This window comes from Halorussus rarus (genome assembly GCF_003369835.1).
GTDB classification, from domain to species: domain Archaea; phylum Halobacteriota; class Halobacteria; order Halobacteriales; family Haladaptataceae; genus Halorussus; species Halorussus rarus.
Genome location: NZ_QPMJ01000003.1, coordinates 237,913 through 263,946, shown reverse-complemented (window position 1 = coordinate 263,946; position 26,034 = coordinate 237,913). Strand labels below are relative to the sequence as shown.

Here is a 26,034-nt window from a genome sequence, read left to right as displayed (position 1 = left end):
AATCAGCTGACGGGGGGGACTGAAAGGGGCCGCCCGCTCGCGTTCACTTCAGTCGTCTCGGCGACCCCTATCCGGAGCGAACGGAGTGAGCGGAGGATATGTCGCCGAGCGACCGCGAGCGGGCGGGGGCTTTCGAAGCAGCCTTCGCAACGATATGGGATGCGATTCCGTCGGCACAAGCCCCGTCGTTTTCTCGCCGCCGTCGCTACTTACAAGCGCCTTCCTTTCGTACCCTCCCGCATGAACGCCGACGAGTTCCTCGACGCCGTCCGGGACGACAACGAGACCGCGCTCTCGCGGCTCGGCTCCTCGAAGTCGCTGTACGCCGCGACAGAGGGCGAGATGGACCCCGAGGTGGTGTTCGCCTCGGCGGCGGACGCCGAGCACGCCGCCAGCGAGACGTTCCAGGGGTGGGCCGACGACGATGACGCCAGCGAGAGCGTCCGCGAGACGTTCGCCGACTTCGCCGACCAGGAGCGCGACCACTACGACAAGGTCGTCGGCAAGCTCGACGGCGACCACGAGCCGGGCGAGGTGCCGGCCATCCACGAGTACCTGCGCGACCTCGGCGACGACCCGGCCCGCGTCGGCGGCTTCCTCGGCCGGACGCTCGCCAGCGAGAAGTCCAAGGGCCAGATGGTCGGGTTCTTCACCGGGCAGGCCGATCCGCAGACCGCCCAGCTGTTCCGGGACCTCGGCGACGACCTCGACGGGCAGATAGAGCGCGGGAAGGAACTGCTGGCGGCGGTCTGCGAGGACGACGCTGACTGGGACGCCGCGCTGGAGGCGGCCGGCGGTGCGATTCAGGCGGCCTACGACGAGTACACCGAGACGTTAGAAGGAATGGGCGTGAATCCGAAGCCGGTCTGCTAGCGGTCAAGAGGGCTTTTCTTCGAGGACGTACATTACTCCCAAACAGTCTCGACGCCGGCATCGCCGATGACACCGTCCGCGGTAATGACAGCGTCCGTCGCTCGGGCGCGGTGACTGGCGACGACGAACGCATCGTGGAGGCCGAACCCGTCGATAATCTGGGCGTACTCGGTCAGTTCGTCATCGTCGAGGGGGGTCGCCGAGACGGGACCGTTCGCGACGAGTGCCTGACGAGCATCCTCGGGCGTGCCGGTAAGCGTGACGCCCCGAACGTCCTTATCGCGCGAAACCGAATAGAGGACTTCGGCCAGTGCGGTACCGGGCGCCGAGATGACCGTCTCGCCGGCCTCGGCTTCGGCGAACACTCGGTCGGCTGAGTCCGGGAGCGCATCGACGAGATAGACCAGGAGTGCGACCGCGTCGGCCGTGTAGGTCGCCACGTCAGGTCTCCTCGTAGTTGCGATCTCGGCGGTCGCGGAGTCGCTGACCGAGTTCCTCGGCGACCTCCTCGCGCTTCTCATCGGAAGTGTCGTCGGGAAGCAGCATCCCACGACCGGCGGTTCGCGTCCGCTTTCTCACGACGATTCCCTCATCGGTGTCCATCCAGACGACCTCGTCGCCCGGTTCGAGGTCGTACTTCTCGCGCAGTTCCTTCGGAATGGTCGCCTGACCCTTCTCGGTCACGCGCGTCGTCTCACTCATAGCAGGTAATACTAACTGTAATACCTTAGTCCTGCGGGTGGTCGATGGGAGAGTGGGGTGCGACCTATCGACGCGACGAACCGACGGGGCGAGGGGAAGGTAAAGCCGCGACGAGAGGGTAAAGTAGCTCCAATCCCTACCTCGCGCCACAATGAGCGACGCCGACTCCGGGCCGCTTTCGCCCGACAGACCCGAGGCCGAGAGCGACTTCCGGGTCGATGCCCCCTTCGACCCCGCCGGCGACCAGCCCGAGGCCATCGAGCAGCTGGCCGAGGGGTTCCAGTCGGGCATGGACAAGCAGACCCTGCTCGGGGTGACCGGCTCCGGGAAGACCAACACCGTCTCGTGGGTGGTCGAGGAGATCGAGATGCCGACGCTGGTCATCGCGCACAACAAGACCCTGGCCGCCCAGCTGTACGAGGAGTTCCGGAACCTCTTCCCCGACAACGCCGTCGAGTACTTCGTCTCCTACTACGACTACTACCAGCCCGAGGCGTACGTCGAGCAGACCGACAAGTACATCGAGAAGGACGCCTCCATCAACGACGAGATCGACCGGCTGCGCCACTCGGCGACCCGGTCGCTGCTGACCCGCGACGACGTCATCGTGGTGGCATCGGTCTCGGCCATCTACGGACTGGGCGACCCGCGCAACTACGAGGAGATGAGCCTGCGGCTGGAGGTCGGCGACGACATCGGCCGCGACGAACTGCTCGCGCGGCTCGTCGACCTGAACTACGAGCGCAACGACGTCGACTTCACCCAGGGTACGTTCCGCGTGCGGGGCGACACGGTCGAGATATTCCCGATGTACGGCCGATACGCGGTGCGGGTCGAGCTCTGGGGCGACGAGATCGACCGGATGATGAAGGTCGACCCCCTCGAAGGCGAGGTCAAGTCCCAGGAGTCGGCGGTGCTTGTCCACCCGGGCGAGCACTACTCCATCCCCGAGCAGACGATGGAGGGGGCCATCGCCGAGATCGAGGACGACCTCGAGGACCGCATCCGGTACTTCGAGCGCAACAACGACCTCGTGGCCGCCCAGCGAATCGAGGAGCGCACGACGTTCGACCTCGAGATGATGCGGGAGGCGGGCTACTGCTCGGGCATCGAGAACTACTCGGTGTACCTCTCGGACCGCGAATCGGGCGACGCGCCCTACACCCTGCTCGACTACTTCCCCGACGACTTCCTGACGGTCATCGACGAGTCCCACCAGACCGTCCCCCAGATCAAGGGCCAGCTCGCGGGCGACAAGTCCCGGAAGGAGAGCCTCGTCGGGAACGGCTTCCGGCTCCCCACGGCGTACGACAACCGACCGCTCTCGTTCGAGGAGTTCGAGGAGAAGACCGACAGGACCCTCTACGTCTCGGCGACCCCCGCCGACTACGAGCGCGAGCACAGCGACCAGATCGTCGAGCAGATCGTCCGGCCCACCCACCTCGTCGACCCGAAGGTCGAGGTCACCGACGCCGAGGGGCAGATCGACGACCTGATGGACCGCATCGAGAAGCGGACCGGCAACGACGAGCGCGTGCTCGTGACGACCCTCACCAAGCGCATGGCCGAGGATTTGACCGAGTACCTCGAGGAGGCCGGGGTCGCGGTCGAGTACATGCACGACGAGACCGACACGCTCGAACGCCACGAACTGGTCCGCGGGCTTCGCCTGGGCGAGTTCGACGTGCTCGTGGGCATCAACCTCCTCCGGGAGGGCCTCGACATCCCGGAGGTCTCGCTGGTCGCCATACTGGACGCCGACCAGCAGGGGTTCCTCCGGTCGGAGACGTCGCTGGTCCAGACGATGGGCCGGGCGGCCCGGAACGTCAACGGCGAGGTGGTGCTGTACGCCGACGAGACCACCGACGCGATGGCGGCCGCCATCGACGAGACCCAGCGCCGCCGGCAGATCCAGCGGGAGTTCAACGAGGAGCACGGCTTCGAGCCCACCACCATCGACAAGGAGGTCTCGGAGGCCAACCTGCCCGGGAGCAAGACCGACACCTCCGGGGTCACCTCGGGCGAACCCGAGACAGACGACGAGGCCGAGCGCCGCATCGAGGAGCTCGAGGACCGCATGAACGAGGCCGCGAACAACCTGGAGTTCGAGCTGGCCGCGGACATCCGCGACCGCATCCGGGAGCTCCGCGAGGAGTTCGAGGTGGACGTCGACGTCGAGGGCGGCGTGCCCGAACCGACCGAGGGGTTCTGACCGGCGGCCGGCAACCGGTTTCCTCGGTCGACCACCGGGGCGGAACGGTCGAATCGGTTCGAGAACGTCTCCACTTCAAAGCCGTCGTCTGCGAACCGCGCGGGCCGACACGCCCGCAGACTCCAATCCGACACGCCCGCACATTCCTAATGGACCTCCGCGCGTAGCCGGCAGAGAGGGGTCAGCCCTCGGCGGCCGAGAGCCGCATCTGCGAGCCGAGCGTCACGGAGAGCGGCGAGTCCGCGAGCCGGGTTCCGCCGTCGGCGACCGCCTCGGCGACCGCGTTCTCGTCGGTCAGCACGAAGAGGTTGTAGTCCCCGTGGCTGCGCTGGAGGACGGACGTCTTGAAGATGTCGTCCGGATGGGCCGTGTACTTGCGCACGACGACGGCGTAGTCGTCGAGCGACGTCACGGGGTCGAGCGCGTAGCCGCGATCGGCCAGAAATCGGCGGACGCCGTCGAACTCCTCGGTCGGCACCGCGAACCGGTACTGGGTGTTGTCGTAGTACCGCCGGAGCCGGTCGAACACCGCCTCGCCCTCGAAGTAGTGCTTGAACAGGTACGAGTCCCCGACGTGGAACGCGTTCACCGGCACCGCTCCGTCCGAACGGACACCTGGCGCCATCGTCTATCGGGACTACGGCCAGAAATATGTAATTTTCCCGTATAGTACAGGTATTCGGCTGGGAGTATTTACTCCGGTGTCGGCCCCCGCTGCGAATCGCCGCCTGCATCCGGCGCATCTACGAGACCGCGGAAAAGAGGCCCGAATCGGCGCTTCGCTCGCTACTCGCCGCCGGACGCGAACGCATTTGATAAGACCTCTCGTGGTGTGGGTATGAAGTTCGGCCTCTACCTGAATCCGCAGGGCGACCCGGACCGGACGCCGACCGAACTCCGCGACGGGCTGCTGGAACTGGCGCGGACGGCCGACGAGGTGGGGTTCGACCACCTGAGCGCCGGCCAGCACTACCTCTCGGACTTCACGCAGCTCCAGCTGGTCCCGTTCCTCTCACGAGTGGCCGGCGAGGTGTCCGGGATGGAGCTGGCGACCGGCGTCGTGCTGCTGCCGTTCCGCCATCCGGTCGACATCGCCGAGCGGGTCGCGACGCTCGACGCGCTCCACGACGGCCCGACCGCGTTCGGGGTCGGTGCCGGCTACCGGGACGAGGAGTTCGACGCCTTCGGCGTCCCGAAACGCGAGCGGGTGCCCCGCCTCGTCGAGGGGCTCGAGCTCGTCGACCGACTCCTCACCGAGACGAACGTCAGCTACGAGGGCGAGTACTACGCGGTCGAGGACGCGACGATTCCCGTGCGGCCCGACGGCGGCCTCCGGACGTGGATGGCCGCGAACGCGAACCCGGCGGTCGAGCGGGCGGCGTCGCATCGGACCTGTAGACGCAGAGCGTCGCCACCGCCCGGAACGATTTTCTGCTTCATCAAATCTTTTCAGTTCGGCGTCGCTTAGACCGGGCCACCATGATTCAACGACTGCCGGACGCTCGCTCGGACCCGGGCCACCCCATCCAACCCCCGACAGGAGGCTTCGCGTAGATGGCGCTCCCGCTCGGCTTCTCCGCGGTCGGTCTCCTGACGTTCGTGCTTCTGACGTTCGCGATATGCACCACGGTCAACACGTTCGCCATGGAGGCGGCCGTCCTCTTCGTCCCCGCCTTCCTGTTCGTGTACCCCGCGCTCGTCCCGGCGTTCCCCGACGTCACCCTCCAGGCCGCCATCGGGCTCGCCCTGTTCGTCGAGCTGTTCGGCTACACCAGCAGCGTCTCGGCGTACTACCTCCGCGAGCAGATCGACCTCGACGTGGCGAAGGCCATCCTCGCCATCAGCGTCCCGGTCGCCGTCGTCACCCGGGCGCTGTCGTACTTCGCGCCCTCGACGGTGCTGAAGCTGCTGTTCGGCGGGATGCTCATCGTCCTCTCGGCCGTGCTGTTCCGGGCCCACGACGGTCACGAGGGCGGCGCCGAGGGAGTCGCCGCGGACGGGGGCGAAGTCGTATCGCCGGCCTCCACCTTCGACCGCTACGACCGACTGGTCGCGGGCGTCGGCGGGGCGATGGCCGGCTTCGTCGCCATCGCCATCGGCGAGCTGACCCAGACGCTGCTGACGGTCCGCAAGCGCGTCTCGGTCAAGCTCTCGACCGGGACCAGCGCGCTCGTGCTCCACGGGACCATCGTCGCCGCGCTGGTGACGAACCTCCTGCTGCTGGAGTTCGCGCCGCCGGCGTTCAGCGGCCACGACTTCACCGTCCCGTTCGACTTCGGCCTCGCCGCGGGCCTGACGTGCCTCGTCGGCGGCCAGGCGGGCGCGTTCATCAACAGCCGCGTCTCCGAGAAGGCGACCGTCCGCGCGATGATGGTCGTCTACTCGCTGGTCGGCGCGTTCGTCCTGTTCCGCGTCCTGTTCCTCTGAGGTCGGGCGACGCCGTCACTGGTTCTCGGTCTCGAGTTCGACGTCGGCGTCGAACTCGGCATCGGCCTTCTCGCCGTCGGTTGTGCCGCCGTCCAACTCGCCGACCAGTTCGTCGACGTCGTCGAGGCCGAGTAGTTCCTCGGTTTCGGCGTCGAAGTCGAGGCTCTCCAGCGAATCGCCGTCACCGACGTCCCCCACGTCGCTGCCGGTCAGATGCTTGCCGTACCGGCCGACCAGCGACGACAGTTCCTGGGGCAGGACGAACGTGGTCGAGTCGCCCTGCCCGATGGCGTCGAGCGTCTCCATCCCCTTGTCGAGGACCGCGCGCTCGCCCATCGACTCGGCCGAGCGCGCCCGGAGCACGGTCGACACCGCGTCGCCCTGCGCTTCGATCATCTGGCTGCGCTTCTCGCCCTGCGCGCGGATGACGTTCGAGGCCTTCTCGCCCTGGGCCTTCTCGACGGCGCTCCGGCGCTCGCCCTGGGCCTCCAGGATCATCGCCCGACGACGGCGCTCGGCCGCGGTCTGCTGCTCCATCGCGCTCACGACGGTCGGCGTGGGCATCACCGACTGGACCTCGACGGCCTCGACCCGGACGCCCCACTCGTCGGTCGGCCGGTCGAGTTCCTCGTGGATGCGGGCGTTGATCTCCTTCTGCTGCCGGAGCGTCTCGTCGAGCTCCATGTCGCCGATGACCGCCCGGAGGGTGGTCTGGGCGAGGTCCGAGACCGCCTTCCGGTAGTCGTCGACCTCGAGGTACGCCTTCTCGGCGTCCATCACGCGGATGTAGATGACGGCGTCGGCGGTCACCGGCGAGTTGTCCTCGGTGATGGCCTCCTGCTCGGGCACGTCGAGCATCTGGGTCCGCATGTCGAACGCGTGGGTCTCGCTCACCAGCGGCGGGACGACGTTCAGGCCGGGCCCCAGCAGTTCCCGGTACTCGCCGAACACCGTCAGCGCTCGCTTCTCGTACGGGCCGACGATCTCGACCGCGCTGGCGAGGACCGCGACCACCAACCCCAGCGCGAGCAGACCCGCGACCGCCGCGGCGTCGAGGTACGGGAGGGCGACGAGGAGCGCGAGCACCCCGACGACGCCGGCCAGCAGGCGCGAGACGCTCACCCCGGCGGTGAGCCGTCCGAGTTCGTAGAAGGGGTTGTTCATGTTGGTTACACGATGCTATGCGGTCATAACGTTTGGCCTTTGTGTCGCCTACCGGGCGACGGGGAGGGCGTCGGCGGCGGGGCACCACGGCGTATTATGTCGCTGGCCGGACAACGTGGCGTATGGCGAACACGCGCTCGGCGCTGGCGAAGGGGTTCTCGGTCGGGGTGGTGGTCCTCGTCCTCGCCATCGGTGCGGTCGTCCTCTTCGACTCGAGGGGCTTCTCCGACAGCGGACTCCTGGTTTATCTACTGACGGTCTCGTTCGCGCTCACCGGCGCGCGCGGCATCTGGGCCGGCCGATACAGAGTCGCGACCGTCGGGGCCGTCGGGTTGCTCATCGTGGCGGTGTTGCAGGGCGCGCTCGTCGTCGGCCTGGCAGTGCTGCTGGTGGTCGCGCTGGTGCTGGGCTACTCGGGGCGGACGCGCGAGCACCTCGAGGAGAGCACGTAATCACGGGCGACTGCGCCGGCCGAGAGTTCGGAACAGTCCTCCGACGACGGTCTCGGCGAACCGCCGGGCGAGGGCGACGAAGACGACGCGGACGGCAGACAGAAGCGCGGACTTCGCGCTGGAGGGCATCACCGACTCGGCTCGGAGAACGGCGGGAAAGGCGTTCGGTGGCTCGACCAGTCAGCGGGAATCGAGGAGTTACGACAGCCGCGTCTCGATGGTCTCGGCGGTCTTCTCGCCGACGCCCTCCACCTCCTGTAGTTCCGCGACCGACGCCTCCCGAATCCCCTCGACGCTGCCGAACCGCCGGAGGAGCTTCCGGCGGGTCTGCGGACCGATGCCGGGCACGTTGTCGAGTTCGGTCGAGACGTCGTCCCGGAGCGTCTGGTGGTACTGGACCGCGAACCGGTGGGCCTCGTCGCGGACCCGCTGGAGGACGTGGAGGTGGTCGGCGTCGCTCGGCCAGTCGTAGGTTCCCGACGGGGTGACCACGACCTCCTCGTCCTTCGCGAGCGCGATAGCGGGCACGTCCCAGCCGACGTCGGCGAGGGCCTCGCGGGCGGCGTTGAGTTGCCCCTCGCCGCCGTCGATGAGCAGGAGGTCGGGGTCGGGCCGGTCGTCGCGGCCCTCGACCGCACGGGAGGCCCGCCAGCGCACGAGGTCGTACATGTTGGCGTAGTCGTCGTTCTCGTCGCTGAGCTTCTTCCGGCGGTAGCCCGACTTGTCGGCCGACCCGTCGGCGAAGGCGACGTCGCTGCCGACCGCGTGCTTGCCCTGGGCGTGGCTCACGTCGAACCCCTCGATGCGCCGGGGCACCCGGTCGAGGTCGAGCGCGTCCCGGAGCGCCGCGAGGGCGTCGGGTTCGCTCGCGCCCCGCCGGGCGTTCTTGAGCGCGAGGTCCACGAGCGTCGCTTCGCGTCCGGCGCCCGGCACCCTGGCCGCGACGCCCTCTCCCTCCAGCCAGTCGAGCACCTCCTCGTCGTCCGGCCGGTCGGAGAACAGCAGCGCGTCGGGCAGGTCGCGCTCGGCGTAGTACTGGGTCACGAACGCCGAGAGCACCGCGCCGGCCCGGGTGTCGGCGTCGTCGGCGTCGCCCTCGGGCACCGTCACGGCGTGGCGCTCGCGGTCGACCAGCTGGCCCGACTCGCTGTGGAGCCGCGCGACGGTCGCCGAGTCGCCCTCCAGCGCGACGCCGAGCACGTCGACGGCGCGCTCGTCGCTCTCGTGGGCGACCGCCTCGCCCGCGCCGCCGTGGAACCCCTCGACCGCGTCGAGCTTGTCCCGGAGGTTCGCGGCGCGCTCGAACTCCCTGTTCTCGGCGGCTCGTTCCATCTCGCGGCGCAAGGGGTCGGCGAGCACGCCGGTCTCGCCCTCGAAGAACCGGACGACCGACTCCACGTCGGCGATGTAGGAGTCCCGGTCGATCTCGGCGGTACACGGCGCGGTGCACAGGCCGATGTCGTAGTCGAGGCAGGGCCGGTCGCGGTTGGCGAACTTGTGGTCCGAGCAGCCCCGGACGCCGTAGGTCTCCCGCAGGGCCTTCACGACCGTCTCGACCCGCGTCTTCCGCGTGAAGGGCCCGAAAACCCGGGGTCCGGAGGCGTCGGGACCGCCGCCCGCGCTCGCCCGGGCGCCGCCGTCGCTCCGGGCCTCGCCGGCCCGTCGTGCGCGGGCCGCCGGGTCCGGGTCGCGGGTGATCTCGATGCGGGGGAACTCGTGGTCGGTGAGCTGGACGAGGGGGTAGGACTTGTCGTCCTTCAGCCGGACGTTGTACCGGGGCTGGAACCGCTTGATGAGGTTCGCTTCGAGCAGCAGCGCCTGGGTCTCGGTGTCGGTGACCGAGTAGTCGATGCGGTCGGCCCGGTCGACCATCCGGCGGATGCGCTCGCCCCGCGGGTCGGCGTACGACCGCACCCGGTCCCGGAGGTCGACGGCCTTGCCGACGTAGACGACCGTCTCGCCGTCTTCGAACTGGTAGACGCCGGGCTGTCGGGGCAGCTCTCCGGCTCGGTCGCGTACCGCGTCGCCGTCCATCGAGCGCCGCTAGTCGCTGCGCGGCTTTGAACCTGTTCCCACCGCGGTCCGGAGCCGTCGGGCGACGTCCTCGGCTTCGTCGTCGCGGACCGGCACCCGCATCGGGTCGCGGCCGGCCCGCTCGATGACGAGTTCGCGCTCGCGGGAGTCGAAGTAGAGGGCGCCGAGCGCGGCGGCCGCCAGCGCCAGCAGGGCGCCGCCGAGCAGCAAGCCGGTCGTGAGCGTGCCCAGCGCCTTCGGGAGGAGAGAGACGAACTGCGCGATGCCGGACCCGGGGACGTCCGCGGGCGCCTGAGTGGCCCCGATCTGCTCGAGGATGCCGCTGGTCTTCAGGAGGACGCCGCCGCCCAGCAGCACCGCACCGTAGACGCCGGTCCGGACGCCCCACTCGACGTACGAGTTCCGCCCGGAGGTCTCGACGCTCGCGTCCAGGACGTTCGGCCGGTCGGCGTGGTCGAACCGCCGGCCGTCGCCGTCTGGGGTGAACACGAGCACGCGGTGGGTCGTGACCGCGACGCGGGCGCCCTCGACGGTGAACTCCTCCTCGACCTCCTCGCCCTGGAAGAGCATCTCCGAGAGGCGGTCGTCCGTGGCCTGGGAGAGCGGGGACTGGCTCATCCTCATGCCTTCGCGGGGAGGGGACCGAGGCTGTTGCTACCGGTACCCGGTACTCCGTGTCCCCTTCGGTCCTGCCACCCGTAGTCCATCATTCACAGTCCGTTACGCCGCTTCGCGCCTTAACGCTACTGGCACGCGACGCTGACCCGGCGTGCCGACGCGAGCGCGAGGGCGCGACCGACCCGGTGGATTCAACTCGCCGCCCGAGTAGGTGTCAACATGGACGAGGAGCGACTCTGGCTCGTGGAGCGGACGTACACCGACAAGGGCATGGTCTCGCTGGTGTACGCCACGACCGACGGCGAGCGCAGACTCCACAAGCAGCGGTCGATGAACATGCTCAGCCAGGTGGACGTGACCGCGGCCGTCGACGCCGACCCCGAGTCGCTCGACGCGGTCGACGACGAGGCGACCCGCGAGCGCTACGCCGACGAGGCGACCCGGATGGCCGACCGGCACGACCCGGACGAGGCGGTCTGAGCGACCGGAGGCACTCGCTACGAGAGAACTAGCGGGACACCGTCTCCGTCAGACGAACGCCGGGATAAGACAAGGGTTTACGTAGGGGAACGCAAAAGGCGCTCCTATGGCCGCTATCGAGATCGACGGAGTCACCAAGCGGTACGGCGACGTGGTCGCCGTCCGCGACCTCTCCTTCGAGGTCGAGGAGGGCGAGGTGTTCGGCTTCCTCGGCCCGAACGGCGCGGGCAAGTCCACCACCATCAACATGCTGCTGGACTTCGTCCGCCCGACCGACGGCGAGGTCCGCATCCTCGGCCGCGACGTCCGCGAGGAGGGCGTCGCGGTCCGCGAGCGCCTCGGCGTGCTCCCCGAGGGGTTCTCGGTGTACGACCGCCTGACCGGCAGACAGCACCTCGAGTTCGCCATCGAGTCGAAGGAGGCCGACGACGACCCGGACGCCATCCTCGACCGCGTCGGGCTGGGCGACGCCGGCGACCGGAAGGCCGGCGGCTACTCCAAGGGGATGGCCCAGCGCCTGGTCCTCGGGATGGCGCTGGTGGGCGAGCCCGACATCCTCGTCCTCGACGAGCCCTCGACCGGGCTCGACCCGCAGGGGGCACGCCAGATGCGCGACATCGTCCGCGAGGAGGCTGACCGGGGCGCCACGGTCTTCTTCTCGAGCCACATCCTGGGCCAGGTCGAGGCGGTCTGCGACCGCGTGGGCATCCTCCGGGACGGCCAGCTCGTGGCCGAGGACTCCATCGAGGGGCTGCGCGAGGCGACCAGCGCCGACACCGTGCTGCGGATCACCGCCGACGGCGTCTCCGACGAGGCGCTGGCCGACGTGCGCGACCTCGACGGCGTCTCCGAGGTCGAGCGGGACGACGGCGGCCGGCTGGTCGTCTCCTGCGGGAGCGACGCCAAGACGTCGGTCATCACGACCCTCGAATCGGCCGGCGTCGACGTCAGCGACTTCGAGACCGAGGAGGCGTCGCTCGAGGACCTGTTCATGGCGTACACCACCGACAGACAGGAGGTGACGGCATGACGTGGCAGGCCATCGCCCGGAAGGACTTCCGGGACGCGGTGCGCTCGCGGTGGCTCTGGGGCCTGTCTGCCGTCTTCTTCGGCCTGTTCGTCGGGAGCGCCTACCTCATCGGGTCGGGCGTCGAGCCGCAGGGGAACCAGCCGCTCACCTCCGAGGTGTTCGTGCCGACGCTCGGCAACCGGGTGGTCGCGCTCGTGGTCCCCATCGTCGCCATCGCCGTCGCGTACAGCTCCATCATCGGCGAGCGCGAGTCGGGGTCGCTGAAGCTGCTGCTCTCGCTGCCCCACTCCCGGCAGGACGTGGTCGCCGGCAAGACCCTCGGGCGGAGCACCGTGCTCACCCTGCCGGTGCTGATCGCCATGCTGCTCGCGGCGGTCGTCCTCGCGCTCTACGGCGTGCAGGTCGAGCCCCTGAAGTACTTCGCGTTCGTCGCCCTGACGCTGCTGCTCGGCGTCGTGTTCGTCAGCGTCGCGGTCGGGTTCTCGGCCGCGTCGTCGTCGAACCGCCGGGCGATGCTCGGTACGGTCGGGACGTACGTCGTGCTCACGATGCTCTGGACCCAGGTCCGGCGGGTCCTGGTGGTGTTCAACGACCAGCTCGGCCTCGGCTGGGAGAACATGACGCTCGTGAAGTACGGGCTGTTCATCAAGTTCTTCAACCCCATCCGGGCGTACGAGAGCCTCGTCACCCGGCTGTACACCGACAGCGTCCTGTCGGCCCGGCTGTACGGCGCCGGTCGGATGCAGTCGTTCATCGCCAAGCAGATCGGCGAGACGCCGGTCTACCTCTCGGACTGGGTCGTGCTGGCCCAGTTCCTGCTGTGGCTGCTCGTCCCGGTCGCGCTCGGCTACCTGGCGTTCAACGACTCGGACCTGTAGCCGACGTCGAGAACACGCTTTCTGTTCGAAGGGTGTTCCCGAACCCAACCGGTCGAATCGGCCGGTTCGTACGTCTACGAGCGGGCCATCTGCGACGGTGTCGGTCGGCGAAAGTCTGCCCGCAGGAGGCGATACGCTACTGAAGATGATTCGCGAGGGCCGAGAGGACGACCATGAGACCGGTAGTGACGACGAAGATGGTGAGCAGTCGTAGCGAGTACGATTGCGTGACCGCATCTGCGAGCAGTGCACCCGAAAGGCCAGAGACTCCGCCGATAATCGCCCTCCGCCACGGCGAATCGACGTGCACCGCCGCGTGGAGTCGCTTCCAGTATGCGAACAGCGACTTGAGCGCGCTCATGCGTCTAAATCCCCCCAATTAAGTAATAATTTTGGGGTGACACGCGTTTCGGGTGTGTGATCACTGCCAGGCGGTCGAGGGGACTGACCTTCAGGCGGCCACGCCCCGCTCCGCCAGAAGGCCCTCGAACGCCTCCTCGTCCAGCACCGGCACGCCCTCGGCCTCGGCGTCGTCGAGCTTCGACTGGCCGGGGCTGTCGCCGGCGACGAGGTAGTCGGTGTTTCCGGAGACGCTGCCCGTGGCGTTCGCGCCGTGGTCCTCGACCCGCTGCTGGGCCTCGTTCCGGGTGTAGCCGTCGAGCGAGCCGGTGAACACGAACGTCAGGCCCGCGAGTTCGTCGCCGGTCTCCCCGTCGCCCGGGGTTTCGAGCGGGCCGACCGCGTCGAGCAGGTCGTCGATGACCCGCTCGTTCTCGAGCGAGTCGAAGAACTCCGCGATCTGGTCGGCCACCTTCGGGCCGATGCCCTCGACCGATTCGAGCTCGTCGCGGGTCGCGGTCCGGACGCCGTCGAGGTCGCCGAACGAGCGGGCGAGGTCTGCCGCGGTCGCCGGCCCGACCTTCGGGATGCCGATGGCCGCGAGGAACGCCCGGAGGCGGGGTCGCTTCGACGCCTCGAGTTCGCGCAGGAGGTTCTCGGCGCTGGTCTCGCCCCACCCTTCCAGGTCGACCAGGTCGGCCTTCTCGATGCGGTAGAGGTCCGCGAGGCTGTCGTCGATGAGGCCGGCGTCGATGAGCTGGTCGACCCGCTCGCCGCCCAGTCCCTCGACGTCGAGGCCGTCCTCGCTGGCGTAGTACTGGACCGCGCGCCGGAGCTGGGCGTCGCAGGCCAGCCCGCCGGTGCAGTAGGCGATGGGGCCGTCGAACTCCACCGCGCTGTCGCAGACCGGGCACCGCTCGGGGAACTCGTAGTGGCCCTCGGCCCCGTGCTCGACCACCTCGGCGACGTAGGGGATGACGTCGCCGGCGCGCTCGACCCGCACCTCGTCGCCGACGTTCACGTCCATCGCGGCGATCTCGTCGGGGTTGTGGAGGCTGGCGCGCGAGACGGTGACCCCGCCGACGTCGACCGGTTCGAGCAGCGCGACCGGGGTGAGTCGGCCGGTCCGGCCGACCTGGACCGTGATGTCGGTGATGGTCGTGACCTCCGAGCGCGCGGGGAACTTGTAGGCGTACGCCCACCGGTAGTGGCGCTCGGTGGCGCCCAGCTCCTCGCAGGCGTCGAGGTCGTCGACCTTGATGACGACGCCGTCGATCTCGTAGTCGAGGTCCGGCCGGTCCTCCATCAGCCGGTCGCGGTACGCGATGGCGTCCTCGACGTCGTCGGTGCGCTCGACCCGGTCGTTGACCTTCAGGCCCCAGCGGGGCAGCGTCTCGTGCTGCTCCCAGTGGGTCGCGAAGTCGTGCGAAGAGTCGAGGACGTCGAAGAAGAACACGTCGAGCGGCCGGCCGGCGGTCACCGACGGGTCGAGCTGCCGGAGGGTGCCGGCCGCGGCGTTCCGGGGGTTCGCGAAGGGGTCCTCGCCGCGCTCGACCCGCTCGCGGTTGAGTTCCCGGAAGTCGCCCTCGGGGATGTGGACCTCGCCGCGGACGACGAGCCGGTCGGGACGATCGCCCCGGAGCCGGTGGGGCACGCTGGCGATGGTCCGGACGTTCTCGGTGACGTCCTCGCCGGTGTGGCCGTCGCCGCGGGTGGCGGCCCGGACGTACTCGCCGTCCTCGTAGACGATCTCGACCGAGAGCCCGTCGAACTTGGGCTCGCAGACGTACGAGACGTCGTCGCCGACCTCTCGCTCCATCCGCCGGGCGAACTCCCGGACGTCCTCGGCCTCGCCGCTCGAGTCGATGGAGAGCATCGGCGCGACGTGCTCGACCGTCCCGAGTTCGTCGAGGGGTTCGCCCCCGACTCGCCGGGTGGGACTGTCGTCGGTCTGCACGTCGAAGGCGTCCTCGAGATCCTGGAGGCGGGTGAAGAGGGCGTCGTACGTCCGGTCGGCGACGACGGGGTCGTTCTCGACGTAGTAGCGGTAGTCGTGGTAGCGGACGGCCTCCCGGAGCAGGCGGGCCTGCTCGGCGGCCTCCTCGTCGGTCAGTTGCTCGACCGGGTCGAAGTCGGTCGGCGGGTCCTCGACGTAGGGGTTCTCGTCGGCGCTGACGCTCGCCATTGGCGGGGACTTGTCCCCTCTCCGGTATAAACCCGGTCCCCGCGGGCCGCCGGCCCGCCGGCGGACGCGACCGAATCCGAAACGTTATGTGGGGTGCGTGATACCGGCCCGCACGTCGATGCCCTCCCCCGACGACGCACCCGACTCGACCGACGCCCCCGACGGCGGGTCGGACGACACCCCCGAACCGAGCGACGAGCCGGCGGAACCGCCGACCGACGGCCCGGACGACCCGCGCCTGGGCGACGAGTACGTCCGCACCGTCGCCCACCCCGACGGCGACGTGACCCTGGTCGGCGTCGTCCACGACCACCCCGCGAGCGTCTTCCGGGCCCGCGCGGTGGTGGCCGAGCGCGAGCCCGACACCGTCGCGCTCGAAGCGCCGCCGCTGGCGACGCCGCTCTACCGGGCCTACGCCCGGAGCGACCGCACCCCGCCCGCGTTCGGCGGCGAGATGAGCGCGGCCGCACAGGCCGCCCAGGAGTGCGGCGCCGACGTCGTCGGCGTCGACGGGCCCACCGGCGGCTTCTTCGCCCGCCTGGCCCGCAACTGGTGGCGCGACGGCGCCTCGCCCGGCACGCTCCGGCGGGTGGCGTCGGGCGTCGCGTCGGTGACCCGCCACGCGCTGACCTGCCGGGTCGCGGCCGCGGTCGCCGACCGGACCGCGCTCCGGGTCGAGGTCGACGACCCCGTCGAGCACGACTGCACCCGCGCGGACCCGCCCGCAGTGCAGGCCAGCGACGAGCGCGCGCAGGCCAGGCGCTCCCAGTCGCTGCTCCGGGCGTTCGACCCGCCCCGGCCCGTGGCGCTCCGGGACGAGACCCGCGAGGAGCACATGGCCGGGGAACTCGCGTCGCTCCGCGAGCGCGGAGAGACGGTCGCTGTCGTCGGGCTCGATCACCTAGACAGGGTGGCCGAGCAAATCGCGAAACAATAAAAAACGAGCGCGCTGCGCAGCGGGTCGGCTACAGGTCGCTTCGCAGGCGAACCTCGTCGTCGGTGACGGCGTCGACCTGGTCGGCCTCGAGCGGGTAGGTGTCCTCGTCGTCGTCGCCCCAGTCGAGGCTCGCCTTGATCTTGTCGGTGATGCCGGCGTCCGGGTTGACGTACGCCGTGTCGCCGCGCACTTCCTGGACCGTTCCGACCTTGTCGTCGCCCATGACGACGTCTTTGCCCTCGTCGTCCTCGCTGAATTGTGCCATAGCAGCCGAGATACGCCGGGAGGACTGATGACGACTGTGGCCCCGAACTGGCATGTCATCTCCGGCGACCGGTCGGTGAGTCCGACAGGAGGTCACACCGCGACGAAAACGAACGGCCCGACGACCGCGGAGCGACCGGACGGAATTGGCGGGATTTGCGCCGACCCCGCGTACTTAAGCCGCGCCCGGCCGACCCTTCGTCCATGCGCGAGGACTTTCTCCTCCTGAACCCCGGGCCGGTACCCACGACCCGCGACGTGCGGCAGGCGATGAGCGAGCCGATGGTCTCGCACCGCTCCGCCGAGTTCGAGGCGGTGTACGAGCGGGCCCAGGACGCGCTCGACTACGTGTTCACCGAGTCGACGCTCGACGGGTCGTCGACCGCCAGCGACGGGACCAGCCTCATCTTCAACGGGACCGCGACGATGGCGATGGAGGCCGCGGTGGCGAATCTGGTGGGCAGCCTGAGCGGCCGCGGCGACGGCGGCACGGTCGTGCCGCTGGTCAACGGCAAGTTCGGCCGGCGCTTCAAGCGCATCGCCGACCGATACGCCTCGGTCGACCCGGTGGAGGCGACGTGGGGCCAGTCCATCGACCTCGACGAAGTCGCCGAGACCGTCGACGACGACACCGACGTGGTGACGATGGTCCACAACGAGACCTCGACGGGCCTGCTCAACCCGGTCGAGGCGGTCGGCGAGATCGCGGCCGAGCACGACGCCACCTTCGTCGTGGACGGCGTGACCTCCATCGGCGGCGACGAGTTCCGCATCGACGACTGGAACGTCGACGTGGCGGTCACCGACGCCCAGAAGTGCCTGGCCGCGCCGCCGGGCACCTCTGCGATGTACGCCACCGAGCGCGCCCAGGAGCAGTTCGACGGCGACGCCGCCCCGTTCTACGAGGACCTCGACTGGCACCTCCGGAAGGCCGACTCCCACCAGACCCCCTTCACCAGCGCGGTCCCCCTCTTCCGGGGGCTCGCGGTCGCGGTCGAGAACATCGAGGCCGAGGGAATGGGCGACCGCATCGAGCGCCACCGCGAGCAGTCGCGGGCGTTCCGCGAGGCGTTCGTCGCGATGGGCCTCGACCTCTTCCCCGAGCGCAACGAGGCGACCGGGTACTCCAACACCCTGACCGCGGTGTCGCTGCCGGCCCACACCCGCGAGGACCCCGACGCCTTCTTCGACGCGGTCGAGGAGCGGGGCGTCTCCATCTCGGGCGGGCAGGCCCACCTCGGCGGGGAGATCTTCCGCGTTAGCAACATGGGCAACCTCTCCAGCGAGCAGATCCTCCGGGGCGTCCGCACGGTCGGCGAGGCGTTCGAGGCGACCGGCGCGGACGTCGACGCCGAGGCCGGCGTCGAGGCCGCCCGCGAGGAACTGCGGTAACGCCGCGGCCATCGAACGCCGCGTTCGCCGTCACCCTTTCTGCGTCGGGTTCGTCAGGACGTAGAGCGACTGTAGCCCCCGCGTCCCCAGGACCACCGCGACCGCCGCGACGACGAACGCGAGCGTCGCCACCCCCGGCGCGACGAGCGCCCGGGCGGGGTTCGCGTAGAACGCCGGGAGGATGAGCGCGGTCATCACCTCCCAGCTCGCCTCGGACAGCAGCGGCCCTCGGGCCGACGCGAGCACCAGAATCGCGTAGACGACCCCCGTCACCGCGTACGTCGCCACCGCCATCGCCGCCCACCGGACGACCCTGACCGCGTCGCCGCTCCCGTAGTTCGGTGCCATGCGTGACGACTACAGTTCTCGGCAGCGAGCCGGATACCGTTATCGGCGAGCGCGACCGGCTGTCGGTCGAACCTCTACGCTACTCGTCCTGCAGGAGCGCCTCGTCGCCGTACTCCTCCCGGAGCGCACGCAGGTAGTCCCGCTGGTCGCGGAGGGTCTCGGTCGGCTCGGCGTAGGTGTACTCGAACGGGTCGTCGGGGTCGGCCTCGTACGACTCCAGGCGGTCGACCGCGTCGGCCAGCGTCGCCTCGATCTCGGCGTCCATCTCGTCGAGACGGTCGTCGTCGAGTCGGCCGGTCTCGCGAAGGAACGCCTCCAGCCGGTCGAGCGGGTCGCGCTCGCGCCAGCGCTCGACCTCCGCCTCGTCGCGGTAGACCGAGGGGTCGTCGGCCGTGGTGTGGGCGCCGAACCGGTACTGGACCGCCTCGACGAGCGTCGGCCGGGGCTCGTCCTCGCGGGGGTCGAGCGCCTTCTCGCGGGCCGCCCGCGTGACGGCGTACATCGCGAGCGGGTCCATTCCGTCGACCTGCACGCCCTCGAAGCCGTAGGCGCGGGCCTTCTGGGCGAGGGTGTCGCTCGCGGTCTGGCGCTCGCGCGGGACCGAGATGGCCCACTGGTTGTTGTTGCAGACGAACACCGCGGGGACGTCGTACACGCCCGCGAAGTTGAGCCCCTCGTGGAAGTCGCCCTCCGACGTGGCGCCGTCGCCGAAGTGGACGACCGTCGCCCGGTCGTCGCCCCGGAGCTTCGCCGCCCACGCCATCCCGACCGCGTGGGGGAGGTGGTCGCCGATGGTGATGTTGAGCGGGAGGACGTTTACGTCGGCGAGCGCCGCGTTGCCGCGCTCGTGGCCCGCCCAGTAGAGCAGGTACTCCCAGGGGAACCCGCGCGCGACGACCGCGCCGTGCTCGCGGTACTGGTAGGAGACGAGGTCCGCGTCGGCGAGCGCGTGCGTCGAGCCGATCTGGGCGCCCTCCTGACCGGCGAGCGACGAGTACGTGCCGAGCCGGCCCTGGCGCTGGAGGCTGATCGCGCGCTCGTCCAGCCGGCGGCAGAAGCGCATGTCGCGGTACATCGCGACGAGCGCCTCGTCGTCGAGGTCGGGAAGTAGCTCCGGTGCGACCACCTCGCCGTCGGCGTCCAGGACTCGAATGCGGTCGTCTGGCGCACGCGCGAACAGTCCGTCGGGCCTCGTCATTCGTGGGTGTACATCGCTGACGGTCCACAAGAACCATTTGATGGTCGCAACATCTCCGGGGCGGCCGAGTCCGGTGGTCGGGGAGCCCCTCCGGTGCAGCGGGGCGTCCGGGTGGGTCGGACTCGTCCCCGGCGTGCGGGCGGGGTTTTATGCCGGTGGTGGAACAGCCTCGAGTACATGTCGAACAATCTGGACGAGGACCTCCGGGGGCTGCTCCGGGCCCTCATCGCGCTCGTCGCCGGCTTCGACGCGGTCCTTCTCCTCCTCGGCGTGCTCGGACCCGAGGCGGTCGAGCACCTCGTCTCCTGACGGTCCGCCCAGAACGGTCTATCCGCCGAACGCGCTCCGCTCGCCGTCGAGGTCGACCCGGAGGAACGCCGGAATCGACGCGAGCGCGATGGCGGTCTCCAGCGCGCCGGCGACGAGGAACGCCGCGAGGAACCCGGCCTCGTCGGCGACCGTTCCGCCCACGAGGATGCCGGCGAGGAAGCCCAGGCTCCCGAAGACGTTGAAGCCGGCCATCGCGGTGCCCCGCGCGGAGTCGGCCGACAGGTCGGTGACTAGCGCCATCGTCGCCGGCGACATCAGCGCGCCGATGACGCCCACGACGACCATCCCCGCGCCGGCGACGGCGACGGTCGGCGAGACGCCGACGCCGACGACCGCGAGGCCGTACAGCGCCGACCCGGCGACGATGGGGGCCTTCCGGCCGATCCGGTCCGAGAGGACGCCGAAGGGGTACTGGAGGAGCGCGAACGGCGCGAAGAACAGCCCGAGCATCACGCCGGTCGCGGCGGCGTCGAGGCCGAACGCCTCCCGGAAGTAGACGGTGCCGACAAGCGCGAAGAACCCGGCGGTGAACCGGTCGACGAACCCGAAGACGTACGGGAGGCCGAGGATCGGTCGCTCGGTCAGGGTCGTCAGCGCCCGGACGACCCGGCCGCGCTCGTCGGCCTCGTCGCCCGGCACCCGGTCCGAGATCGGCAGCGCGAGCACCGCGGCGCAGACGAGCAGGCCGCTCGCGACGTAGAGCGGCAGGAGCGGGCCGACGCCGTACAGTTGGCCGCCGAGCGGCGCGCCGATCGCGGTCCCGAGGCCGATGGCGATGCCGGCCGCGCCCATGTTCTTGCCGTGGCCGCCCTCGAGGTCCATCAGCATCGTCATCGACAGCGAGAACGCGCCGATGGTGGTCGCGCCCTGGAGCGCCCGGAGTCCGAGCACGCCGAGGAACGACAGCGAGAGCGCGGCCGGCAGCAGCGCGAGCGCGAGGTAGCCGACCGCGCCGCCCAGCGCCCCCGCCACGACCAGCGGAATCCGGCGGCCGAGCCCGTCGCTGAGCGCGCCCCACGCCCCGGCGAAGGCGACGAACGCGGCGAATTCCGCGGCGAGGAACCACATGCTCGCGTCGAGCGAGGTCGACGCGCCGACCGCGTCGACGAGGTCCGGGACGCCGGGGTAGAGCAGCACCTGGGCGAGCATCACGGCGAACACCACGGTCGCGAGCAGAACGCGGTCGCGGCGAGCGGAACTCACGGGTATCGGTCGAAACTGGGAACTACACCGTCTTAACGGCGATGGAATAGGAGGGCGTCGCTGGGTCGCCGGCTCCTACCGGTACGCGACGGTCTCGCTCGTCGGGTCGATCTCCACGCGACCGCCGATCGGAATCGGCACGACCGGAGCGGTGTGACCGAACTCCACGTCGAGGACGACGGGCGCGTCGGGGTTGTACTCCGCGAGCACCTCCGCGACGGTCTCTCGCTGGTTCTGCCGGTACTCGGCCCGGGCCTCGGGACCGGGGTCCTCGACGGGGTTGCGGGCCTTGGCACGGCCGACGAGGACGCCGGCGAACCGTTCCAGGAGGCCGCGCTCGCCCAGTCCGATGAGGAACTGTCGGACGTCCATCGCCGAGGGGAGCTCCTCCGAGGTCTCCAGCAAGAGGATCCGGCCGTCGAGGTCCTCGGGCGCCGGCAGGAATCGGTCGGTCCGGAACTGCATGTCCAAGGTGGACACGCACCCGCCCCACGTCCGGCCCGAGACGGCGCGGTCGGCGCCGCGCCAGGTCCGGCCGTCCGCGGGCTCCATCTCCCGGTGCTCGTCGAGATTGTCGGGGTCGCCCCAGTCGAGGTCCTCGTCGGTGAATCGCTGGGCGGGCCGGAGCTCGCCGAACGCCGAGAGGTCGTCGGCGAAGAACGCCGTTTCGAGGTGCTCGACGGTGTAGTCGTGCATCGACCCCTGCATGGCGAGGTCGGTCATCACGGTCCCGCCGTAGAACGAGACGATACCGAGGTTCCAGAGGTAGCACGCGAGGTTGGTATTGTCGCTGATGCCGTAGAACCGCGTGGGGTTCTCGCGGAGCACCTCGGGGTCGAGGTGGCGCAGGATGCGGACCTGGTCGAACCCGCCGATGACGGTGACGACCCCCGCGATGTCGGGGTCGGCGAAGGCGTCCATCACGTCCCGCGCCCGCTCCTCGGGGTGGTCGTAGAGGTACTCGCTGTCCCGCGTCGCGGTGGGGTACTCGACCGGTTCGAGGTCGAACACCTCCCGGAGGCGCTCGAGGCCGAGCTCGTAGACGTGCGGGAAGTCGGTCGCCCGGTTCGACCCGGGCGCGACGACGGCCACCCGGTCGCCGCGGTCGAGCGCCGGCGGGACGACGAAGTCGGTCATGACGGGGACTTGGGTGTCGGGTTCCCTATGGTTTACGGAGAGGTTGAAAGCGGGTTCCGCGCGCCGAAAACCGCTTGATTCGCGAGCGCCGCCACCGAAGCTGTCGAGGCGGCGTTACTCCTCGGCCGGCGGAACCGTCCCCCTCGCGCTCGGCGTGCCGTCCTCCCCGACCACCGGCCACCCGTTCACCCACCGGATTCGGTCGAGCATGAGGACTCGACGCGGGGTGTCGCCGACCCGCGCGTTCCCCGCGACGTAGGCGTGGTAGAGCAGCCACCACCCGCCGTTCCCGTCGCGGACGACCGCGCAGTGGCCCGGCGCGAGGAACTGCTCGCCGCCGTCGAGGATGGTCGTCCCGGTCGCTCCGTCGGCCGTGAGCCGCTCCCCCTCGCGGTTGCGGTAGGGGCCCCGCAACTGCTCGGCCCGGCCGACGACGAGGTGGTAGGTGCTCTCGGCGCCCGCGCAGCAGGTGCCCCGCGAGCCGAAGAAGTAGTAGGAGCCGTCCCGCTCGACGACGTAGGGCGCCTCGACGCCATCGCCCGCGATCCGGAACTTCTCGCCCGCGGTCGAGAGGCCGTCGTCGGCCAGCCGGACGCCGTAGATACCCCGGTGGCTCCCCCAGAACAGGTACGGCGCGTCGGCCTCGAACAGCATCGGGTCGATGGAGTTGGGGACGCCGATGCCCTCGCTCCGGAACAGGCCGCCCCGAGGCTCGAAAGGACCGGCGGGCTCGGGCGCGGTGGCGACGCCGACGCCCGGGTTGTCGGCGCCGAACTTCGAGTCGGAGTAGTAGAGCAGCGTCCGGCCGTCGAGTCGGCCGACGCCGGGCGCCCACAGGCCCCGATAGCGCGACCACGGCGGTTTCTGCTCGAAGGCCGGGCCGACCGGCTCCCAGTCGACGAGGTTCGGCGACCGCAGGATTGGGACCAGTTGTCGGTCGGGACCCTCGCCCGGCGTCCAGGGATGGTAGGTGCCGTAGGCGTAGTAGGTATCGCCGATCCGGAGCACGTCGGGGTCGGGGAAGATGCGGTCGGAGACGGGATTCCGATAGGTCTCGTGCGACTGGCGCTCTCGCGGGGCGGTGTCTGCGAGAGCGGAGCCGACAGTCTCGACTGTTCCGAAGCCCGCGACCCCCGCGCCGGCGAGCAGTTCGCGCCGGTTCACGTCGGGGCTACGCCGAAGCGCGACTAAAGGGCTCCGCCCGGTTCTGCAATGCTTGCCGTAACTGAGGGTTATAACCTCGTCGAGAAATATGAGTGTAGTACATGACCTCCGAGGACGACCAGCCGCGCTTCGACACGCGGAGCCTCCACGCGGGCCACGGGGCCGACCCCGCGACGGGGGCGCGAGCGCCGCCCATCTACCAGACCACCTCCTACCAGTTCGACGACGCCGACCGCGCCGCCGAGCTCTACGCGCTCGACGCCGAGGGCGACATCTACTCGCGCATCTCGAACCCCACGGTCCGGGCGCTGGAGGAGCGGCTCAACTCGCTGGAGGGCGGCGCCGGGGCGGTCGCCACCGCCAGCGGGATGGCGGCGTTCGACTCGCTGGTCCTCGTCCTCGCCGGGCAGGGCGACAACGTGGTCTGCTCGACCGACACCTACGGCGGCACCACCGCCCACCTCAGCCACACCGCGAGCAAGCGCGGGGTCGAACCCCGGTTCGTCGACACCCTCGACTACGAGGCCTACGAGGCGGCGGTCGACGACGACACCGCGTTCGTCCACGTCGAGACCGTCGGCAACCCCTCGCTGGTGACCCCCGACTTCGAGCGCGTCGCGTCCATCGCCCACGACGCCGGCGCGCCGCTCGTCGTCGACAACACGTTCGCGACGCCGTACCTCTGCAACCCCCTCGACCACGGCGCCGACGTCGTCTGGGAGTCGACCACCAAGTGGCTCCACGGCAGCGGGACCACGGTCGGCGGCGTGCTGGTCGACGGCGGGAGCTTCGACTGGCAGGCCCACGCCGACGACTACCCCGAACTCGCCGGCGACAACCCCGCCTACCACGACACCGACTTCTCGGCGGACTTCGCGGACGCGCCGCTGGCCGCGGCGGTGCGATTCCGGGCGCTCCGGAGCCTCGGCAACCAGCAGTCGCCGTTCGACGCCTGGCAGACCCTCCAGGGCCTCGAATCGTTTCCCCTGCGCATGCAGCGCCACTGCGAGAACGCGGCAATCCTGGCGGAGTACCTCGCGGAGCGCGACGACGTTGCGTGGGTGGCGTACCCCGGCCTGGAGAGCCACGAGACCCACGACAACGCCAGCGAGTACCTCGACGGCGGGTACGGCGGGATGATCGCGTTCGGCCTAGAAGACGGTTTCGAGGCCGGCAAGCGGTTCTGCGAGCGCGTCGAGCTCGCCAGCTTCCTCGCCAACGTCGGCGACGCCAAGACGCTGGTCATCCACCCCGCGAGCACGACCCACGCTCAGCTCTCGCCCGAGGAACAGCGCGACGCCGGCGTCTCGCCCGACCTCGTCCGGGTCTCGGTCGGTATCGAGGACCCCGCTGACCTGCTCGCGGACGTCGAGCAGGCCATCGAGGCGGCGACGGGCGGCAGTAGTGAAAGTGCGACCGACGCGTCCGCGACACCGACGGAGGACGCATGAACCGGACGCGCGACACCGCCGCCCTCGGGGAGTTCGAGTTCGAGTGCGGCCGGTCGGTCCCGCTGGAGGTCTCCTACGAGACCTACGGCGAGTACGACGGCGACAACGCGGTGCTGGTCTGTCACGCCCTGACCGGCAGCGCCCACGTCACCGGCCCGAAGCGCGGCGACGAGGGGACCGACGGCCAGGCCGCGGCGTGGTGGAGCGACGTGGTCGGCCCGGGCAAGGCGGTCGACACCCGCGAGTACTACGTGGTCTGCGCGAACGTCCCGGGGTCGTGCTACGGCACGACCGGCCCGGCCAGCGAGGACCCCGAGACCGGCGAGCCCTACGGCACCGACTTCCCGGCCGTGACGGTCGGCGACTGGACCCGGGCGCAGGCCCGGCTGCTCGACCACCTCGGGGTCGGCCCGCTCCACGCCGTCATCGGCGGGAGCGTCGGCGGCATGAACGTCCTCGAGTGGGCCAAGCGCTACCCCGAGCGCGTCGACCGGGTGATCCCGGTCGCCGCCGCGGCCCGGCTCGACCCCCAGATGCTCGCCATCGACGCCATCGCCCGCCGGGCCATCACCACCGACCCGAACTGGAACGGCGGCGACTACTACGGGGAGGACCAAGAGGAACCCCACGACGGCCTGGCGGTCGCCCGCCAGCTGGGCCACGTCGGTTACCTCTCGAAGGAGTCGATGGACCGGAAGTTCGGCCGGCGGTCGGCGGGCCGGGCCGCGATGGCCGACGCCTTCGCGCCCGACGACCCCGCCGCGGACTTCTTCCCGTACCGGGAGGTCGAGTCGTACCTCGACTACCAGGCCGAGAAGTTCGTCGAGCGGTTCGACGCCAACAGCTACCTCTACCTCACGCGGGCGATGGACGACTACGACCTCGGCGAGGGGTACGACTCGGATGCCGACGCCCTGGCGGGGTTCTCGGGCGAGGCGCTCGTGGTCAGCTTCACCGGCGACTGGCACTTCACGGTCGAGCAGGCCGAGCGCCTCGCGGCCGCGTTCGAGACCGCGGGCGTCGACGTGGCCAACCACGTCGTCGAGAGCGACCACGGCCACGACGCCTTCCTCGTCGAACCCGAGGAGGTCGGCCCGCCGGTCCGTGACTTCCTCGCGGCGGGCGTCGAGGGGCGGGCGGTCAGCGACGCCGACGAGCGGGAGTTCGCGCCGGTCCACGCCAGCCTGTTCGGCGACTGACGCCCGGCACTCCTGCA

At 70.1% G+C, this 26,034-nt stretch carries 27 protein-coding genes; 13 read left to right on the top strand and 14 right to left on the bottom strand.

What is annotated here, in order from left to right; translation table 11 throughout:
* Positions 1-240: 240 nt before the first annotated feature.
* Positions 241-873: a rubrerythrin family protein gene (locus tag DVR07_RS17480; RefSeq protein ID WP_115798600.1), complete on the top strand. Its 633-nt coding sequence runs from the start codon at positions 241-243 to the stop codon at positions 871-873.
* Between the two features lie 32 nt (positions 874-905).
* On the opposite strand, the gene DVR07_RS17475 is transcribed toward DVR07_RS17480, so the two are convergent.
* Together DVR07_RS17475 and DVR07_RS17470 are read right to left on the bottom strand one after the other, a co-directional pair.
* Positions 906-1,313: a hypothetical protein gene (locus DVR07_RS17475; protein ID WP_115798599.1), complete on the bottom strand. Its 408-nt coding sequence runs from the start codon at positions 1,311-1,313 to the stop codon at positions 906-908.
* A 1-nt stretch (position 1,314) separates the two neighbouring features.
* Entirely contained in the window at positions 1,315-1,575 is a 261-nt protein-coding gene (locus DVR07_RS17470; protein WP_115798598.1) for an AbrB/MazE/SpoVT family DNA-binding domain-containing protein, read from the bottom strand.
* A 151-nt stretch (positions 1,576-1,726) separates the two neighbouring features.
* On the opposite strand from DVR07_RS17470, the gene uvrB reads away from it, so the two are divergent.
* Positions 1,727-3,787 carry an excinuclease ABC subunit UvrB gene (gene uvrB / locus DVR07_RS17465; protein WP_115798597.1) on the top strand — a complete coding sequence of 687 codons (2,061 nt, stop codon included), beginning with the start codon at positions 1,727-1,729 and terminating at the stop codon, positions 3,785-3,787.
* 181 nt (positions 3,788-3,968) lie between these two features.
* On the opposite strand, the gene DVR07_RS17460 is transcribed toward uvrB, so the two are convergent.
* Complete coding sequence (locus DVR07_RS17460; protein ID WP_162829618.1) at positions 3,969-4,412, bottom strand: hypothetical protein; 444 nt, start codon at positions 4,410-4,412, stop codon at positions 3,969-3,971.
* A gap of 213 nt (positions 4,413-4,625) precedes the next feature.
* Here DVR07_RS17460 and DVR07_RS17455 point away from each other — a divergent pair, with 213 nt between their 5' ends.
* Both DVR07_RS17455 and DVR07_RS17450 read left to right on the top strand, forming a co-directional pair.
* Complete coding sequence (locus tag DVR07_RS17455; protein ID WP_115798595.1) at positions 4,626-5,255, top strand: LLM class flavin-dependent oxidoreductase; 630 nt, start codon at positions 4,626-4,628, stop codon at positions 5,253-5,255.
* 86 nt (positions 5,256-5,341) lie between these two features.
* Positions 5,342-6,214, top strand: coding sequence for a sulfite exporter TauE/SafE family protein (locus DVR07_RS17450; protein ID WP_115798594.1), 873 nt, complete (start codon positions 5,342-5,344; stop codon positions 6,212-6,214).
* A 15-nt stretch (positions 6,215-6,229) separates the two neighbouring features.
* Here DVR07_RS17450 and DVR07_RS17445 read toward each other — a convergent pair whose 3' ends face one another.
* Positions 6,230-7,378, bottom strand: coding sequence for an SPFH domain-containing protein (locus tag DVR07_RS17445; RefSeq protein WP_115798593.1), 1,149 nt, complete (start codon positions 7,376-7,378; stop codon positions 6,230-6,232).
* A 122-nt stretch (positions 7,379-7,500) separates the two neighbouring features.
* Between DVR07_RS17445 and DVR07_RS17440 the strand changes: the two genes are divergently transcribed.
* Positions 7,501-7,830 carry a hypothetical protein gene (locus DVR07_RS17440; protein WP_115798592.1) on the top strand — a complete coding sequence of 110 codons (330 nt, stop codon included), beginning with the start codon at positions 7,501-7,503 and terminating at the stop codon, positions 7,828-7,830.
* A gap of 198 nt (positions 7,831-8,028) precedes the next feature.
* Here DVR07_RS17440 and DVR07_RS17435 read toward each other — a convergent pair whose 3' ends face one another.
* Entirely contained in the window at positions 8,029-9,864 is a 1,836-nt protein-coding gene (locus tag DVR07_RS17435) for an excinuclease ABC subunit C (RefSeq protein WP_115798591.1), read from the bottom strand.
* Between the two features lie 9 nt (positions 9,865-9,873).
* Positions 9,874-10,482 (bottom strand): hypothetical protein, encoded by a 609-nt coding sequence (locus tag DVR07_RS17430; RefSeq protein WP_115798830.1) that lies wholly within the window; start codon positions 10,480-10,482, stop codon positions 9,874-9,876.
* Positions 10,483-10,701: 219 nt separating this feature from the next.
* Here DVR07_RS17430 and DVR07_RS17425 point away from each other — a divergent pair, with 219 nt between their 5' ends.
* The 3 genes from DVR07_RS17425 to DVR07_RS17415 all read left to right on the top strand — a co-directional run bounded on the left by DVR07_RS17425 (position 10,702) and on the right by DVR07_RS17415 (position 12,870).
* Complete coding sequence (locus tag DVR07_RS17425) at positions 10,702-10,962, top strand: hypothetical protein (protein ID WP_115798590.1); 261 nt, start codon at positions 10,702-10,704, stop codon at positions 10,960-10,962.
* Between the two features lie 106 nt (positions 10,963-11,068).
* Positions 11,069-11,992 (top strand): ABC transporter ATP-binding protein, encoded by a 924-nt coding sequence (locus tag DVR07_RS17420; protein ID WP_115798589.1) that lies wholly within the window; start codon positions 11,069-11,071, stop codon positions 11,990-11,992.
* The gene (locus tag DVR07_RS17415; protein ID WP_115798588.1) at positions 11,989-12,870 is read left to right on the top strand and encodes an ABC transporter permease subunit; all 882 of its coding nucleotides are present in this window, start codon (positions 11,989-11,991) and stop codon (positions 12,868-12,870) included. The genes DVR07_RS17420 and DVR07_RS17415 overlap by 4 nt, the downstream gene beginning before the upstream one ends.
* 136 nt (positions 12,871-13,006) lie before the next feature.
* On the opposite strand, the gene DVR07_RS17410 is transcribed toward DVR07_RS17415, so the two are convergent.
* Both DVR07_RS17410 and ligA read right to left on the bottom strand, forming a co-directional pair.
* Entirely contained in the window at positions 13,007-13,231 is a 225-nt protein-coding gene (locus DVR07_RS17410) for a hypothetical protein (RefSeq protein WP_115798587.1), read from the bottom strand.
* Positions 13,232-13,321: 90 nt separating this feature from the next.
* A complete protein-coding gene (gene ligA, locus DVR07_RS17405; RefSeq protein ID WP_115798586.1) occupies positions 13,322-15,394 on the bottom strand; it encodes an NAD-dependent DNA ligase LigA in 2,073 nt (690 codons plus the stop codon).
* Between the two features lie 118 nt (positions 15,395-15,512).
* Between ligA and DVR07_RS17400 the strand changes: the two genes are divergently transcribed.
* Entirely contained in the window at positions 15,513-16,331 is an 819-nt protein-coding gene (locus DVR07_RS17400) for a hypothetical protein (protein WP_205254559.1), read from the top strand.
* 28 nt (positions 16,332-16,359) lie between these two features.
* Here DVR07_RS17400 and DVR07_RS17395 read toward each other — a convergent pair whose 3' ends face one another.
* Complete coding sequence (locus DVR07_RS17395) at positions 16,360-16,596, bottom strand: PRC-barrel domain containing protein (protein ID WP_115798585.1); 237 nt, start codon at positions 16,594-16,596, stop codon at positions 16,360-16,362.
* A 203-nt stretch (positions 16,597-16,799) separates the two neighbouring features.
* Between DVR07_RS17395 and DVR07_RS17390 the strand changes: the two genes are divergently transcribed.
* The gene (locus DVR07_RS17390; RefSeq protein ID WP_115798584.1) at positions 16,800-17,987 is read left to right on the top strand and encodes a pyridoxal-phosphate-dependent aminotransferase family protein; all 1,188 of its coding nucleotides are present in this window, start codon (positions 16,800-16,802) and stop codon (positions 17,985-17,987) included.
* Between the two features lie 30 nt (positions 17,988-18,017).
* Here the strand turns inward: DVR07_RS17390 and DVR07_RS17385 are convergent, their stop codons facing one another.
* Positions 18,018-18,335 carry a hypothetical protein gene (locus tag DVR07_RS17385; protein ID WP_115798583.1) on the bottom strand — a complete coding sequence of 106 codons (318 nt, stop codon included), beginning with the start codon at positions 18,333-18,335 and terminating at the stop codon, positions 18,018-18,020.
* Positions 18,336-18,414: 79 nt separating this feature from the next.
* Positions 18,415-19,533 carry a pyruvate dehydrogenase (acetyl-transferring) E1 component subunit alpha gene (gene pdhA / locus DVR07_RS17380; RefSeq protein ID WP_115798582.1) on the bottom strand — a complete coding sequence of 373 codons (1,119 nt, stop codon included), beginning with the start codon at positions 19,531-19,533 and terminating at the stop codon, positions 18,415-18,417.
* A gap of 177 nt (positions 19,534-19,710) precedes the next feature.
* On the opposite strand from pdhA, the gene DVR07_RS22555 reads away from it, so the two are divergent.
* Positions 19,711-19,842 (top strand): hypothetical protein, encoded by a 132-nt coding sequence (locus tag DVR07_RS22555; protein ID WP_255457620.1) that lies wholly within the window; start codon positions 19,711-19,713, stop codon positions 19,840-19,842.
* 18 nt (positions 19,843-19,860) lie between these two features.
* Here DVR07_RS22555 and DVR07_RS17375 read toward each other — a convergent pair whose 3' ends face one another.
* The 3 genes from DVR07_RS17375 to DVR07_RS17365 all read right to left on the bottom strand — a co-directional run bounded on the left by DVR07_RS17375 (position 19,861) and on the right by DVR07_RS17365 (position 23,367).
* The gene (locus DVR07_RS17375; protein ID WP_115798581.1) at positions 19,861-21,066 is read right to left on the bottom strand and encodes an MFS transporter; all 1,206 of its coding nucleotides are present in this window, start codon (positions 21,064-21,066) and stop codon (positions 19,861-19,863) included.
* A gap of 75 nt (positions 21,067-21,141) precedes the next feature.
* A complete protein-coding gene (locus DVR07_RS17370; RefSeq protein ID WP_115798580.1) occupies positions 21,142-22,203 on the bottom strand; it encodes a S66 family peptidase in 1,062 nt (353 codons plus the stop codon).
* 114 nt (positions 22,204-22,317) lie between these two features.
* The gene (locus DVR07_RS17365) at positions 22,318-23,367 is read right to left on the bottom strand and encodes a family 43 glycosylhydrolase (protein ID WP_162829617.1); all 1,050 of its coding nucleotides are present in this window, start codon (positions 23,365-23,367) and stop codon (positions 22,318-22,320) included.
* 101 nt (positions 23,368-23,468) lie between these two features.
* On the opposite strand from DVR07_RS17365, the gene DVR07_RS17360 reads away from it, so the two are divergent.
* Positions 23,469-24,818: an O-acetylhomoserine aminocarboxypropyltransferase/cysteine synthase family protein gene (locus tag DVR07_RS17360; protein ID WP_115798578.1), complete on the top strand. Its 1,350-nt coding sequence runs from the start codon at positions 23,469-23,471 to the stop codon at positions 24,816-24,818.
* Positions 24,815-26,017 (top strand): homoserine O-acetyltransferase MetX, encoded by a 1,203-nt coding sequence (metX, locus tag DVR07_RS17355; protein WP_115798577.1) that lies wholly within the window; start codon positions 24,815-24,817, stop codon positions 26,015-26,017. The genes DVR07_RS17360 and metX overlap by 4 nt, the downstream gene beginning before the upstream one ends.
* Positions 26,018-26,034: the final 17 nt, after the last annotated feature.